This is a genomic window from Psychrobacter vallis (assembly GCF_904846715.1).
GTDB lineage: Bacteria > Pseudomonadota > Gammaproteobacteria > Pseudomonadales > Moraxellaceae > Psychrobacter > Psychrobacter vallis.
This window is the reverse complement of sequence record NZ_CAJHBU010000012.1, coordinates 21,805-36,217: the sequence shown is the minus strand read 5'-3', so window position 1 is coordinate 36,217 and position 14,413 is coordinate 21,805. Positions and strand designations below refer to the sequence as shown.

The 14,413-nt window shown below is 43.3% G+C and carries 12 protein-coding genes; 6 read left to right on the top strand and 6 right to left on the bottom strand.

Going from position 1 to position 14,413, the window contains the following annotated elements; all coding sequences use genetic code 11:
- Positions 1-69: 69 nt before the first annotated feature.
- Complete coding sequence (locus tag JMY02_RS08865; RefSeq protein ID WP_201597300.1) at positions 70-474, bottom strand: hypothetical protein; 405 nt, start codon at positions 472-474, stop codon at positions 70-72.
- Between the two features lie 268 nt (positions 475-742).
- Positions 743-1,372, bottom strand: coding sequence for a superoxide dismutase (locus JMY02_RS08860; protein WP_201597298.1), 630 nt, complete (start codon positions 1,370-1,372; stop codon positions 743-745).
- A gap of 507 nt (positions 1,373-1,879) precedes the next feature.
- Between JMY02_RS08860 and rdgB the strand changes: the two genes are divergently transcribed.
- From rdgB to JMY02_RS08835, 5 genes are all read left to right on the top strand, one after another.
- Positions 1,880-2,524 (top strand): RdgB/HAM1 family non-canonical purine NTP pyrophosphatase, encoded by a 645-nt coding sequence (gene rdgB / locus JMY02_RS08855; protein ID WP_201597296.1) that lies wholly within the window; start codon positions 1,880-1,882, stop codon positions 2,522-2,524.
- A 604-nt stretch (positions 2,525-3,128) separates the two neighbouring features.
- Positions 3,129-4,472 carry a trigger factor gene (gene tig / locus JMY02_RS08850; protein ID WP_201597286.1) on the top strand — a complete coding sequence of 448 codons (1,344 nt, stop codon included), beginning with the start codon at positions 3,129-3,131 and terminating at the stop codon, positions 4,470-4,472.
- Between the two features lie 461 nt (positions 4,473-4,933).
- On the top strand, positions 4,934-5,566 hold the full coding sequence (gene clpP / locus JMY02_RS08845) for an ATP-dependent Clp endopeptidase proteolytic subunit ClpP (protein ID WP_455233770.1): 633 nt from the start codon (positions 4,934-4,936) through the stop codon (positions 5,564-5,566).
- A gap of 109 nt (positions 5,567-5,675) precedes the next feature.
- Positions 5,676-6,950 (top strand): ATP-dependent protease ATP-binding subunit ClpX, encoded by a 1,275-nt coding sequence (gene clpX, locus JMY02_RS08840; RefSeq protein ID WP_131657657.1) that lies wholly within the window; start codon positions 5,676-5,678, stop codon positions 6,948-6,950.
- Between the two features lie 262 nt (positions 6,951-7,212).
- Positions 7,213-8,238: an SDR family NAD(P)-dependent oxidoreductase gene (locus tag JMY02_RS08835; RefSeq protein WP_227678458.1), complete on the top strand. Its 1,026-nt coding sequence runs from the start codon at positions 7,213-7,215 to the stop codon at positions 8,236-8,238.
- Between the two features lie 145 nt (positions 8,239-8,383).
- Here the strand turns inward: JMY02_RS08835 and JMY02_RS08830 are convergent, their stop codons facing one another.
- From JMY02_RS08830 to argS, 3 genes are all read right to left on the bottom strand, one after another.
- Complete coding sequence (locus tag JMY02_RS08830) at positions 8,384-9,478, bottom strand: PTS transporter subunit IIC (protein WP_227678457.1); 1,095 nt, start codon at positions 9,476-9,478, stop codon at positions 8,384-8,386.
- Between the two features lie 320 nt (positions 9,479-9,798).
- The gene (locus JMY02_RS08825) at positions 9,799-10,614 is read right to left on the bottom strand and encodes an SPOR domain-containing protein (RefSeq protein ID WP_201597282.1); all 816 of its coding nucleotides are present in this window, start codon (positions 10,612-10,614) and stop codon (positions 9,799-9,801) included.
- Positions 10,615-10,698: 84 nt separating this feature from the next.
- Positions 10,699-12,528 carry an arginine--tRNA ligase gene (argS, locus tag JMY02_RS08820; RefSeq protein ID WP_201597280.1) on the bottom strand — a complete coding sequence of 610 codons (1,830 nt, stop codon included), beginning with the start codon at positions 12,526-12,528 and terminating at the stop codon, positions 10,699-10,701.
- Between the two features lie 358 nt (positions 12,529-12,886).
- Here argS and JMY02_RS08815 point away from each other — a divergent pair, with 358 nt between their 5' ends.
- The gene (locus JMY02_RS08815) at positions 12,887-13,105 is read left to right on the top strand and encodes a DUF2788 domain-containing protein (RefSeq protein WP_021814220.1); all 219 of its coding nucleotides are present in this window, start codon (positions 12,887-12,889) and stop codon (positions 13,103-13,105) included.
- Positions 13,106-13,269: 164 nt separating this feature from the next.
- Here the strand turns inward: JMY02_RS08815 and JMY02_RS08810 are convergent, their stop codons facing one another.
- Entirely contained in the window at positions 13,270-14,409 is a 1,140-nt protein-coding gene (locus tag JMY02_RS08810) for a DUF1176 domain-containing protein (RefSeq protein WP_201597279.1), read from the bottom strand.
- Positions 14,410-14,413 lie beyond the last annotated feature (4 nt).

The window sequence follows — 14,413 nt, the reverse complement described above, 5'->3', positions numbered from 1 at the left end:
TATCAACATAGTCAGGATATGAATCAACAGTACACCGTTACCTTGCCACCGCAATTACTGTATAACTACTTACGTAGAAGTGTGCGTGGGCGCAGTCTTGATATACCTACTTGCGCTAACAAACAGCAATACCGCCAGCCCAGCGCCAAGCATCTCCATGGCAAACAGTGTCTGCCCCATTGGCGCGACCGAGCGCGGAAAGATATTGGCAATGCCCGCCACATACACCACAAAATACTCCACCGCGAGCAGTAAGAGTACTTTTCCGCTCATCACCTGACCGTCTAGCCCAGCGAACAGATGCCAGATGCTGAGTACCCCAAGAGTAATCAAAAACACCGTGAATAAAGTGATGACCATCGATGGATAATCCAGAAATAATCGCGTCCTAGTCAATACACTAAGTATCATAAAGCACAGGTTCAGCACCGATAATGTCAATGTGGTCAGTACTGCAATGCGTGCTTTATTCACTCTATTCCCCTGTCTGCATTTTATATTTGCGTCGCCTGTATTATAGCGACATCAAGACCGTTTTTATCTATAAAATCATTAGTGCTCTCACTGGCGTAACCTTTGCCATGAAAATGCTCATTAAAGTTCCAGCCCACAGAGTAGTTATGAAGCAAGGCTATCTTACCGTGGTATTTTCATACCCCATTCATTTTTTATTATTAAAACGCACACCAAAAAAAGGACACCTCGCGGTGTCCTTTTTTCAAATCAAATGCTTAGTTAAAGATTACTCTTCAACGCCAGCGTCTTGACCTTTATACTTTGCATTTGCGTAGTCCCAGTTCACAAGCTTGTCTAGGAACGTATCAACATAATCAGGACGACGGTTACGATAATCAACATAGTACGCATGTTCCCATACGTCACAAGTCAATACCGCTACTTGGTCATGTGCCAATGGTGTATCAGCGTTTGCTGTTTTAGCGATAGACAGTTTGCCACCAATTTTGTCAGCGACTAGCCATGCCCAACCTGAACCAAACTGAGTCAATGCTGCGTTTTTGAACTCTTCACGGAATTTGTCATAGCTACCGAAATCTTCTTCAATTTTCGCTTTTAAATCACCAGTAGGTTCGCCGCCGCCATTGGTTGGGGTCATACAGTTCCAATAGAACGTATGGTTCCATACTTGGGCTGCTTGGTTAAACATGCCTTGCTTGCTATCATCTTTAGCGGTTGCTTTGATGATTTCTGGTAACGTTTTATCTTCTAGACCAGAACCTGGTAGCAATTCGTTGAGCTTAGTCACGTATGCATTGTGATGCTTGTCATGATGATACTCTAGTGTCTCGGCACTGATATGTGGCTCTAGTGCGTCTTTTGCATATGGTAGGTCTGGTAAAGTAATATGTGACATAATTATTTTATCCTTGCTGTTTTTGGCCGTTGAGTTGTAGAAACTGAAATTTTACACTGTTTTTATTCTACAAAATAGCAACCTAAATTGGCTGAGTTTATTGTTCGAACTGAATGTTATCGCTTCATACACTTTATTGCTTAACACAATATCACGTATTATTATGAATCCAAAATTGACTGAGCTATTATTTTTTGCCCAAAAGCCAAGTGTTTGACTTTATGTGTTTTTATTAACTTAATATTCACAAGCCATAAGATATAATTCACTGTAGCTTGTCGCCTATTATAGCAAAAGCAACCAGAAATATCAGTTACCAAATGTTATAACCCATACTATCTGTATAGCAACTGGTGGTTTATCTATTGATAGCGACAGTGATCTTAAAGCTATAAACAGTCATTGCTGTAGGGATATTGAAATTGATCCCTATAAACACCACTACCACTATCAAAAGCTAGCAACAAACTACCCAAACCATCACCACTCGTATGACGGAATGATATTATGAGCGCTACCAGTACCTCTTCGCCCTCTACTCAATCGACATCCGATAACCAGTGGGTACTCGCCAGCAATAATAAAGGCAAGCTGGCTGAGTTCAACAGGTTGTTTGCTGAGGCGGATTTGAATGTAACCATCATCCCGCAAGGTCAGCTGAGTATCGACGATGCGGTTGAGGACGGATTAAGCTTTGTCGAAAACGCCATTATCAAAGCACGACATGCCAGCCGTATCAGCGGATTGCCTGCCATTGCTGATGACTCAGGATTGTGTGTACCAGTATTAGGTAATGCACCCGGTATCTACTCTGCTCGCTATGCAGGCGAACACGGCAACGATGGCAAGAACAACGCCAAGCTTGTCACTGACTTGCAGGCGATTCGCGGTGAGCAACCTATTCAAGGGTTGTTCGTTTGTGTCCTAGCCATGGTTCGTCATGCGGATGATCCGCTACCGATTATCGCTCAAGGTCTGTGGCATGGTGAGATTTTAGAAGCACCGCGCGGTGAGGGCGGTTTCGGTTACGACCCGCTGTTTTGGTTACCAGATCTACAAGCCACGGCAGCCAGCTTGAGCGCTACTGACAAAAATCGTATCAGCCATCGTGGGCAGGCGATTCAGCAATTATTGGCACAGCTACCTTTATAGTAGTTACCTTTGTAAATGACCCCTAAAGCTTATAATCAGATGTACATAAAAGAGGTACAGCGAGACTGGTATGAATTTTTTGCAGCATCTGTCACGCTTGCGAACAGCCAGCCAGAAAAATTTGTACCAGTCTCGCATTATAACGTCCGATATCCGTTTTATTTAGTATCAACTATAGCTGTCCCACATACAGGTGTTTTACACACAAGCGGTACGCTGTGTCCGTCAGAACATACTATAAAAGCCAAAAAGTCTGCCAAAAAACAGATAATTTTTACTTTAATAAACAGATAGATTATACTGTTCTACTTTTAAAATTTTGCTGGAAGCCGTGATTTGTCTGTATAAGTCACCAAAAGACGTTAGTATGCAGGCCATTTACGGTTTATTATTGATATTTGATGGTCTTTTATAATATCAGCATTTTGACATTGTCGTCTTAGTACTGACGTTAGCATTGCGGACTATCACTATCCCCTATTTATTCCAACGGCAACCCGTCGTACACGCCCATATGTCGAGGCACGGTTTGTCTATTACCATTTAACCCTAAGTACTATTTCATTAATCAAACGTACTACTTAATCCTAAAGGTGTAATTAACATGGCTACAGATTTACAAGTCACAACCAACAAGCTATCTAATAAAGAAACCCAGCTAACGGTTAAAGTACCCGTTGAAAAAATTCAAAACAAAGTCGAAGGTCGTATTCGCCAAGTTGCGAAAACTGCCAAGATTGACGGTTTCCGTAAAGGTAACGTCCCTATGTCACATATCCGTTCACAGTATGGTGCTGGCATTCAGCAAGAAGTGATCAACGATGTGATCCGTGATACCGTTTTTGAAGCGATCAAATCTGAAGACATCCGCGCCGTTGGTATGCCTAACATCGATGATGTAAAACTTGAAGATGATTTCTTGGTCTATCAAGCCACTGTCGAAATCTTCCCAGAAGTAGACGTACAAGGTATCGATGAAATCGAAGTTGAGCGTCACACTGCTAAAGTGAGCGAAGAAGACGTTGACACCATGATCGAAAACCTTCAAAAGCAACGTGAAGAGTTCGTTGAGAAAAAAGGCATGGCAGCCAAAGACAACCAAGTGACCTTTGACTTTGAAGGCTCAATCGACGGCGAAAAATTTGAAGGCGGCTCTGCTGAAGACTTCAAATTGGTTATCGGTAGCAACCAAATGATTCCTGGCTTTGAAGCTGGTATCAAAGGCATGAAAGCTGGCGAAGAAAAAACCATCGACGTGACTTTCCCAGAAGATTACCAAGCTGAAAACTTAGCGGGTAAAGAAGCTCAGTTCAAAATCAACGTAAAATTGGTTGAAAAGTCTAAGCTACCTGAAATCGACGATGCGTTCCTTGAGCTGTTTGGCGTAAAAGAAGGCGGCGTTGAGAAGTTGAAAGACGACGTACGTAAAAACATGGAACGCGAAATCAAAAACGCTGCGCGTAGCCAAGTGAAGCAAGCGACTTTTGATGCGTTGCTAGAAAAGAACGAGTTTGACGTACCAAACGCTATGCTAGAGCAAGAAATCGAGCGTCAGCGCAACATGATGATGCAACGTTTTTCTCAGCAGTTCGGCGCTAACGCTGATAGCTTCGACAAAGACATGCTGCCAAATGAGCTATTTGAAGAGCAAGCGCTACGTGCGGCCCGTCTTGGCATCATCGTTGCTCGTGTTATCGATACCAAAGGCTTAGAAGTAGATCAAGAACGTGTTGAGACTTTCATCAAAGAAGCGGCAGAAAACTACGAAGATCCAGCGGAAGTGATCGAGTACTACACGACTGACAAGCAGCAGCGCGCTAACATTGAGTCTGTGGTACTAGAAGATCAAGTAGTTGATTATCTGATCGAGCAAGGTAAAGTCACTGACAAAGAAGTGAGCTACCAAGACTTGCTAGCTGCTCAGCAACAACAGCAGCAAGCAATGTAATTAAGCAAAAAGTAGCTTAGCAAGATGTAAATTGGTAATGTGCCTGTAATTGGGGTTCATTGCTAATATGACTGTCAAAATGCCCTAACATGTCGTTAGGGCATTTTTATTGGGGGTTTATATACCTTTATAAATAGTTTATGGGCAATACCCTTGATAAACGTAGACAGACACCTTATTAATAGGAAGTCACTTAGAGTATTAATAGAAAGTCATTTTTCATATGAAAAAGTTACTATTTCCCCAATAAAAAAGTTACCATTAGCTCAATTATTTTTAGCGGCATCTAGATCATACTATTGATTCTAGTTCGTGTTATCAACAAGCGGCAATAGCTATAATGATAAACATCCATAAAAGCTCAAGCGTTCGCTACCCTTTACCCCTTTATTTTATGTACTTATAAACAGGACATTTTTATGACAGATTATGATCGCATCACTGCCAACCCACATTTTGATATGCTGATGAGTGCACATAACGAAGTGCAAAGCACACAAGCAGCACTAGTGCCTATGGTTGTCGAACAATCAGCACGCGGTGAACGCTCGTTTGATATTTTTTCACGCCTATTGCGTGAGCGCGTTATCTTTTTGACCGGTCAAGTCGAAGACCACATGGCCAACTTAATCGTCGCCCAGCTGCTATTCTTGGAAGCTGAAAACCCTGATAAAGACATTCATTTATATATCAACTCGCCAGGCGGTTCTGTGAGCGCTGGTTTGGCTATTTTTGATACCATGAACTTCATCAAGCCTGAAGTGTCGACCATCTGTATGGGCGGTGCGTATAGCATGGGTTCATTCTTGTTGGCTGCTGGTCAAAAAGGCAAGCGTTATGCGCTAGCCAACGCTCGTGTGATGATTCACCAGCCATCAGGCGGTGCACAAGGTCAAGCGACAGACATCGAAATCAATGCTCGCGAAATTCTAAAAACCCGTGCGCGCTTAAATCAGATCTTAGCTGAGCGTACTGGTCAGCCAGTAGAAAAAATCGAAAAAGATGTCGAGCGTGATTATTGGTTGGATGCCGACGAAGCAAAAGAATACGGTCTGGTTGATGAAGTATTAAAGCGTCGCCCTGACTCATTATAATTACGACATAGCAGCTTTGATAAGCATGAAATGCCTTAGCTCTATTTGCTTTGGCATTGATGCACACAATCAAAATATTGATACGTTTTAAATTTTAGGAGCGCCTTTTATGGCAGAAGATAACACCCCGCATTGTTCGTTTTGCGGCAAAGCCAAAAGCGATGTACAACAACTGATCGCCGCTGACGATGCCAATATCTGTAATGAATGTATTGAGCTATGTACAGACCTAATCGCAGACAGTGCAGAAGACGGTGATGACGATAGCGAGATTGATACTTCATGGGTCAATAAAAAGCTACCAACGCCAAAAGAATTGCGTGCCAAGCTTGATGAATACGTCATCGGTCAAGACGCTGCCAAAAAAGCCCTCGCTGTTGCCGTTTATAACCATTATAAACGTCTTAAAGTGAGCCAAACGTTAGCTCGTGACAGCAAAAAAGCCAAAATTGGCGCTGATGATGCGATGGTAGAGCTGGCCAAAAGTAATATCTTGCTGATTGGCCCAACTGGTTCTGGTAAGACATTACTTGCGCAAACTTTAGCACGCCTACTCGATGTACCGTTTGCCATGGCAGATGCTACCACTTTAACCGAAGCAGGTTATGTTGGCGAAGACGTTGAAAACATTGTACAAAAGCTATTACAAGCCTCCGATTATGATGTTAGCAAAGCTGAGCAAGGCATCATTTATATCGATGAAATCGATAAAATCAGCAAAAAAGGCGACAATCCTTCTATCACGCGTGACGTATCAGGCGAAGGCGTACAGCAAGCGTTGCTAAAACTTATCGAAGGTACGGTTGCGGCTATTCCACCGCATGGTGGTCGTAAGCATCCACAGCAAGAGCTGATCCAAGTTGATACCAGCAACATCCTAATCATCGTGGGCGGCGCGTTTGCGGGTCTGGATAAAGTGATTCAGCAACGTACGGAAAAAGGCGGTATTGGCTTTAATGCTGATGTCAGCTCAAAAGATGACAGCCGTCGTAGCTCAGATTTGCTACAACAAGTTGAGCCAGAAGATTTAATCAAATTTGGTCTAATTCCTGAATTGATCGGTCGTTTGCCTGTGCTGGCTGCGCTACAAGAGCTTGATGAAGAAGCCTTAGTACAGATTCTTACTGAGCCTAAAAACGCACTGGTTAAACAGTACAAATACTTGTTTGACATGGAAGGTGCTGAAATCAGCTTCACCCAAGAAGCACTTGATGCGATTGCTAAAAAAGCCATGGAACGCAAAACAGGTGCGCGTGGTTTGCGCTCTATCGTTGAGAACGCCTTACTTGAAACCATGTACGAGTTGCCTTCTATGAAAGATGCCAAAACCGTCTTAGTTGATGTAGAAGTGATTAATGAAGGCAAAATCCCAAAAATTGCTTAATTTATCATTGAGATAAATTAGTCAGTTATTGGCTATTAATTAAAAAAGCGTCTGGCAAATTATGCTCAGACGCTTTTTTTGTCTGTTTAGTCGCTTCTAATCAGCGATTTAAATGACAGCTGCGTTTATTAATTGCCATCTGTCAGTCATATGAATCATGATAAGGTAGATGTACCTATTTTAATTACCTCATTTTTATTTGCATGTCCGTATTACTAATCTCTCTATCACCTGTCATTTATTAAACAAAGGACTGTTTATTATGCTCAATAATCTCGCCGCTATGGCGTCCTCATTACGTCAATGTCTGCCCTTTACCATACTAAATAGTCAGGATAATGATATCGCGCCTTATTATCGGGACCATGTTGCTGCCATCACTGGTGCAGGTTCTGGTATGGGACGCGAGCTAGCGCTTCATTTAGCAAAAATGGGCTGCCATGTCGCCTTATCAGATATCAATGCGGAGCAGCTGGCACAAACCAAAGAGATGCTGGTCGGTTACGATGTTAAAGTCAAAACGACCGTACTGAATGTCTCTGACAATACAGCCATGCAAGCGTGGGCCGATAATGTGATGAGCGATCACGGTAAAGTGAACTTTATCTTTAACAACGCTGGTGTGGCATTTTCTTCGACGATAGAGGGCGCGAGTATTGAGGAGCTTGAATGGGTAATGGATATCAATTTTTGGGGCGTGGTTTATGGTACAAAGGCATTTTTACCCTTGATCAAAAATAGTGTTAAACAAAGCGAAATGGCTCATAATAAGGAAGGTAGAAGCGACAACCAAACGCGCCAGTTTGTAGAGCATGGTCACATTGTGAATATTTCAAGCTTATTTGGTTTGACCGCTCAGCCTTCATACTCTGCTTACAATGCCAGTAAATTTGCCGTACGTGGCTTCACAGAAAGCTTGCGTCAAGAGCTCAACATTCAAAACTGCGGTGTGTCAGCCACCTGCATTCATCCAGGTGGTATCAAAACCAATATTGCCAATAGTGCTCGTGGTAATGACAGCGTCAGTGATGTTGGTATGCATACTGGTGACAAAGCAATTAGAAGCTTTAACAAGCTGTTGAAATTCGATGCCAGCGAAGCCGCTTGGGTTATTTTACATGCCGCGGCGAACGATCAGCAACGTTGTTTGATTGGTAATGATGCCAAAATGGTTGATGCGATTCAGCGTGTCTTTCCATCGAATTATAGTCAGGTGCTGAATGGCATCAATCAATTATCACGCAAACTAAAACCACGTCGTCATAAAAAATCAAAGTCAGCTGCATAACTTATTAGTTTTATGACTACTTTCTATTGCCGTCAAGACTAGATAATTCACATATAAAAAGCCCAGCTATGATTGTAGCTGGGCTTTTTTAACAAATAATATTTATAAGGCCGTCGATAGTACGTTTAAAACTGATATCAAACCATCAAGGCAGCTTCATATCACCAGCGACCAGCCAGCCCATGCGGCGCATTATATAAGCAACCAAACCCGCGATTATTGCGGGCAATACAAACATCAATAAAACGATAGCAACCCACAGTTCTGTCGTGCTCATGATTCCTTGCGACGCTTCAATGACGCCAAAGACACCAACCAATCCAGCGGTACCCATACCAGCACCTGTCGCCGTACAAGCCAAACCAAACCCTACCGTCGCAATAGGCCCAACGATGGCACTGGCAATAACTGCCGGTAACATGACTAAAGGCTTTTTGAGCACATTAGGAATTTGTAGCATGCTGGTGCCGAGACCTTGTGATATCACACCACTCACGCCATTGTCCTTAAAACTGGCAACCGCAAAGCCAATCATGTGTGCCGCACAACCGACGACTGCCGCTCCGCCCGCCACACCGCCAAGCCCAATAGCGATACAAATAGCGGCACTCGATGTCGGTAGCGTCAACAAAATCCCAACCACAACCGCAATCACGATTCCCATCAATAAGGGCTGTAACTCAGTGGCTGCCTGAATACCTTGGCCAATAGCAGCGACCGCAGCGACGATAGGTGGATTGAGCAGCGCACAGACCAATAGTGCAACCGCACAAACCAATAAGGGCACTAATAAAATATCAAGTTTCGTCTTGCCAGCGATCCAAGTACCTGCGCGATAAGCAAACACAGCGGTCAAATATGCTCCGATCGGATTACCAGGCAACGCAACAAATGTCGCAGGCCCACCCTCTTGCGGCATAAACAGCGTCCCTGCCATCAATGCTTCAGAATGCGCACCAAGCATACCTGCCACGAGGCAACTGAGCATGACCAGCGTCGGTGCTTTTAGGTAATAAGCAATACCCACTCCGATACCCGCACCCATCATTACTGAGGCCAGCTTGCCAACTGCCACCAATGCTGGCAGGCCTAACCAACCACCGATCTGCGAGATAATCAGACCAGCAATCAACGTGACAAATAGCCCTAAAGCCATGCCAGTAAACGCATCGATAAAATACTTTTGAAAAAATGCTTTCATGTAGCTAGTAGGCGGTGTTGCTGAGTCAGATACTGCCATAGCCATACTCTTTGTGAAGGTTTTAATAAGATATAACAAACCAATGGGATAACACAGTTTTACTAGGGCGTGTCCTCATTTTGAAAATGGTTATAAAAATAAGATAAATTGAAGCCAAACAAGGAAAATAGCGCTGATAATATCGGGATATTAACCAGCTATTTGACGCAGTTTGGCGAATATTTAGCCATTTTTAACCCATTTAGTCGCTATCGCTCAGATTGAGGACACGCCCGAAAACTCAAAGATAAAAAAAACGTCATTGCGACGCTTTTTTTATCATTAATAAATAACTAAGTAAGCTAGCACGAAGGTCAAATCTAACGACGCTGTTCAACGATAATAGAATCGATACCATTGTTTTGTAGACGCTGCTGTGCAGTGGTTACTGCTTGACGGTTATTCATCGGACGTGAGATCACTTGATAGATCGGCAAGCCATTACCCGTCGTATTTTTGACCACTCTGGCATCAACACCAGCCATCAGCACTTGCGCACGGCGGCGATCTGCTTCATCAGCATCACCGAAACTATTAATCTGCAAGATATAGGTAGCAGGTTTGGCTGCTTGAATGCTCGCAGTCCCTGCTCCCCCATTATTTGTACGGTTCGCAGAATTATTACTAGCAGGTGATGACCCATCATAGGTTGCCTCTTCCTCAACGATAACGATATCATCGCCACTGTTGCTGGTTGCCGCATTGTTGCCACGGCTAGGCTCAATCGTTGTACTTTCAGCGATGCCAAAATTACCAGTATCATCGTTACGACTGTCTGAAGTGCCATCAGGTTGAGTCACAATAATATCTGGCTCAAAAGCTGCAATATCTTCTATGCGATTACTATCTGTCTCAGCAGTATCTTCTTCAGGAATGGTTGCCATCTCTTGATTGGGCAAAATATCATAGAACTCATAATCATTATTGTCGGTATCAGTATCAACCCGAGGTTGCACTTGACGATCAGGATCATTGCCAGCCGTTCTCTCGGCAGGACTGAAATCAAATAATGGAGACAGGTATAGAAACACGCCTATCATAAGGGTCAATACTGCCCCGACAAACATCCATAATAAGCCTGATACGCTACTTGTTTTGCGCTTTTCGGTCGCGCCTTTAGGTTTTTTGGCTAACATGGATCTGGTTCTCCCTACTGAATCTAACTATCATCAAATTATTACTATCGGTCGTCTATGCTTATTCTACATGTTAGAAAGATACTACATGCTAGACGGTGCAGACAACCCTAATAAACTGAGGCCATTGGCCAATACCTGTCTTACGGCTTTGGATAAGCGCAGACGTGCTTGCATCAAATCCATCTCTGCTTGACTCGTTGTCTCGCCTGAGGTCAAGCTCACTGGCAAAATACGATTGCTATCATACCAACCATGAAATAGCGCCGCCAATTCTTTTAGATAGTTGGTTAGTACATGCGGCTCATAGCCTGTCGCTGACCGTAACAATGTTGCAGGATACCCTGCCAACAGCTTAATCAGCTCATCTTCATTCGGCGCACTTAACAAATCTTGATGTGCCAAACCAACGGTATCATCTACTGTCAAATCGTAAGTTGCCAGTTTTTCTAACACTCGGCATACACGCGCATGGGCATACTGAATATAGTACACTTGGTTGTCTTTGCTCTGTGACTTGGCAAGCTCCAAATCAAAATCAATATGTACTTCAGGCTTACGCGCCACGTAGTAAAAACGTGCCGCATCGTTGCCGACTTCAGCACGCAGCTCGCGTAACGTGACAAACTGACCAGAACGTGATGACATTTGCACCTTTTCACTACCGCGCCATAATGCCACAAACTGTACAAGTACCACATCCAGACGTTCAGCATCAATACCAAGGGCTAATAGTGCGGCTTTTACTCGTGGCACATAACCATGGTGGTCAGCACCCCAAACGTTAATGACTTTATCAAAGCCGCGATCGAACTTGTTTTTGTGATAAGCAATGTCAGAGGCAAAATACGTCGATTGACCATTGGCACGGCGTACCACACGGTCTTTTTCATCACCAAAATCGGTCGACTTAAACCAAATATTGCCATCTTTTTCGTACAAATAGCCTTTGTCATCCAGTATTTGCAGAACAGGCTCAATCTCGCTATCGATAGACCTTTCGCTAAACCAACACTCGTAGCTAACACCAAAGTCATTTAAGTCATCTTTGATATCGGCCAAAATACTAGTCAATGCTGCATTCAAAAACAGCGCATAACCATCACCCAGTAACGCTTTACTGTTGGCAATCAGACCATCGATATGCGCTTCTTTATCACCTGATAGCAGTACTTTTTCGCCATCAGCATTGATCTCAAACTGAGCGTCTGCTGGTACACTTTTGGCAATCTCTGCAAAATTGTGTACATAGCTGTCCCCATGTTGTGCTTTTAGCGTTTGAGCGATATCACTGACATAGTCGCCCTGATAACCGTTGACCGGAAAAATTATTTGCTCGCCATTTAATTCTAAATAACGCAAATAGGTGCTGGTCGCTAGGATATCCATTTGACGACCCGCGTCGTTGACGTAATACTCACGCGTAACATCATAGCCAATCGCTTCTAGCAGGTTTGAGACACTCATACCGAATGCGGCACCGCGTCCATGACCGACGTGGAGGCTAGACGTTGGGTTAGCCGAAACAAACTCAACTTGTACCTTTTGACCGTCAAACTGATCGCTCAAACCAAAGCGATCTTGTAAGGTAAAGATATCGTCTAATACCGCAAACTTGGCTTCGGCATTTAAAAACACATTAATAAAACCTGGGCCTGCGATTTCTACTTGACGAATATCTTGATTCTCAGGAAGCGCATTGACGATTTGTTCGGCAAGCTGGCGTGGATTGACTTTGGCCGCTTTTGCCGCAGTAAGCGCGATATTGCAGGCGAAATCACCATGACTGATGTCTTTGGTACGGGTGATTTGGCTGTTATTTTGCCAATCACTTGGTAAAGTACCATCGGCTTGTAGGGCCTGAATGGCATCGTTAAATAGTGAGGTAAGGGTATCAATTTGGGCTTGTGACATAGGGTTTTGAACTCTGTTAAATAAACAACAAGAACGGCGCAAAATGTGGCAAATGCGAGCAGTCGATAACTGCCTATTATAATAGCGACCGACATTGCAGGGGATAAATAATATAAAAAGTTAAGTAACCTGTAAATATAACAATCTTTGCGCTTTATTGCACCATTTGCACCAAAATTAGCACTAAAATCTTACGGTTATGGCTTAGTCAACAACTACAAGTCAGCCGTGATGATTGTAGTGTTACTGTTGGCTGATACTGGACAGTCGTTTCTACGCGCCTAATTCCGCGTTATAATGGCAGTTTGTATGACTCGTCTAAGTCATCAAAGGCGTTACTACTTCATAGGATTATGCCATGTTTGCTATTGCTGCCAGTACGGTCACCAGCTGGGGACTATACGTTTTATTACCCATATTCATCGCGTTCTTATTTTTTATTGTTTGGGATATTTCTAAAAAGTCCGAAGCTGGGCGCGCTGGTACGTTTTGGATTTTTTTAGCGTTGGGCGCAGGCTTTGTCGGTTTTTTACTCAAGCTACTGCTAGAAGTAGCCTTTCAAAGATGGTTTATTTGAGGCATATTAGATCTCATCACTATGGCGTGTCATAGATTAGATTATGAGGCTTAAAATGTATCAATGTGCTAATTGATGACACCCCTAATAACCTTACTGATAATGATGACGCTATTGATGATATCTCTAGATTGTCGTTATCTGTGCAATTTTTTATCAAAACATTATTTATTAGCTTTGCTATTATTTTCTATTACTTCACTGACGTAAGTTGGCAAATCCCATGCACCACCTGCAAAGCCTCGGCACATACCAGTACTAGAATCTTCAGATTGAGCGAAGGTTTTGCCATTCCAAACCCATACCTGTCTATTCCAGCAATCACCTATCCCTCTATCTTTATGAGTGGCCCAAATCTCGCCATCAGAATATTCATTGCCTGAGGTAGTGATCAGTTTTGGTTTACTGGGTTTGTCATGATTGATAAGCCAATAACCGTAGCCCTCGTTGTACGCTCCTTGCCAGCACACATGGCTAGCCAGCGTATGCTTGGCGTCTACAGGTGTAAACGTCCAATCCAACCTATCAGCGCCATATTCTTGTATTTGTTGATACGCTTCGGTTTTTGGACTAACCAGCTCACAATCCCCCATCTCATTTCCAGATCCTACCAATTGCTTAGCATTAATATCAATCCACTTATTTATATTTTTTTGAAAATACACTAGCTTTGCAGGGTCTAGCTGCTGTTTATTATCGTCAGAATATGAGAGCGCTTTTTTAATGACAGGTTTTGCTTTGGCGGCTTTAGGAGTCTGCCGATTGGGATTGGTTTTACTCACCAGCGCTATTGGTGTCCCTACTCTTCCTTGCACGTCATCAAGCTTGAGCAGCACGGCACTCATGCCTTTATCACTGATTGTCCACCGATCACCGTCCGCTCTGATCTCTATTTTAGTATTTTGACGCGAATGACTGAGAAGCTGCTGGGTTTGCTTGGCGGATAGATCATATATTTGAGAATCTTTTCCAACTAGCTGCAAAGTCCCATAGTTTTTGTCATTTAACCAAAGCTGAGCATTATCAACGCTATCCTCTGAAAATTGTGACATAAATTGAACCTGTGCCGTTGGCAGGGCTACTTTTGGCAATACTGTGAGTAAAATTGAGGCAGGCGTATCCAACATACTCTCCTCTGCATAACCCGCTGCTCGGCAAGTCAATGTGTTATCACAGACCAGTTGCCAGTCATCCTGCACAAAACCCCACCCTTCAAATGGCGTACCATAAGCAGCATGAGCTGATATGGACGTCAATGGCAGAATACCCATCATAGCACTGAGTAAAATCGTTAGTTTTTTCACGGTC

Coding starts and splice junctions, on each gene's coding strand:
- clpX (WP_131657657.1), top strand. CDS start 5,676: ATGGCAGAAGATAACACCCCGCATTGTTCGTTTTGCGGCAAAGCCAAA.
- tig (WP_201597286.1), top strand. CDS start 3,129: ATGGCTACAGATTTACAAGTCACAACCAACAAGCTATCTAATAAAGAA.
- JMY02_RS08825 (WP_201597282.1), bottom strand. CDS start 10,614: ATGTTAGCCAAAAAACCTAAAGGCGCGACCGAAAAGCGCAAAACAAGT.
- argS (WP_201597280.1), bottom strand. CDS start 12,528: ATGTCACAAGCCCAAATTGATACCCTTACCTCACTATTTAACGATGCC.
- clpP (WP_455233770.1), top strand. CDS start 4,934: ATGCTGATGAGTGCACATAACGAAGTGCAAAGCACACAAGCAGCACTA.
- JMY02_RS08830 (WP_227678457.1), bottom strand. CDS start 9,478: ATGGCAGTATCTGACTCAGCAACACCGCCTACTAGCTACATGAAAGCA.
- rdgB (WP_201597296.1), top strand. CDS start 1,880: ATGAGCGCTACCAGTACCTCTTCGCCCTCTACTCAATCGACATCCGAT.
- JMY02_RS08815 (WP_021814220.1), top strand. CDS start 12,887: ATGTTTGCTATTGCTGCCAGTACGGTCACCAGCTGGGGACTATACGTT.
- JMY02_RS08835 (WP_227678458.1), top strand. CDS start 7,213: ATGCTCAATAATCTCGCCGCTATGGCGTCCTCATTACGTCAATGTCTG.
- JMY02_RS08860 (WP_201597298.1), bottom strand. CDS start 1,372: ATGTCACATATTACTTTACCAGACCTACCATATGCAAAAGACGCACTA.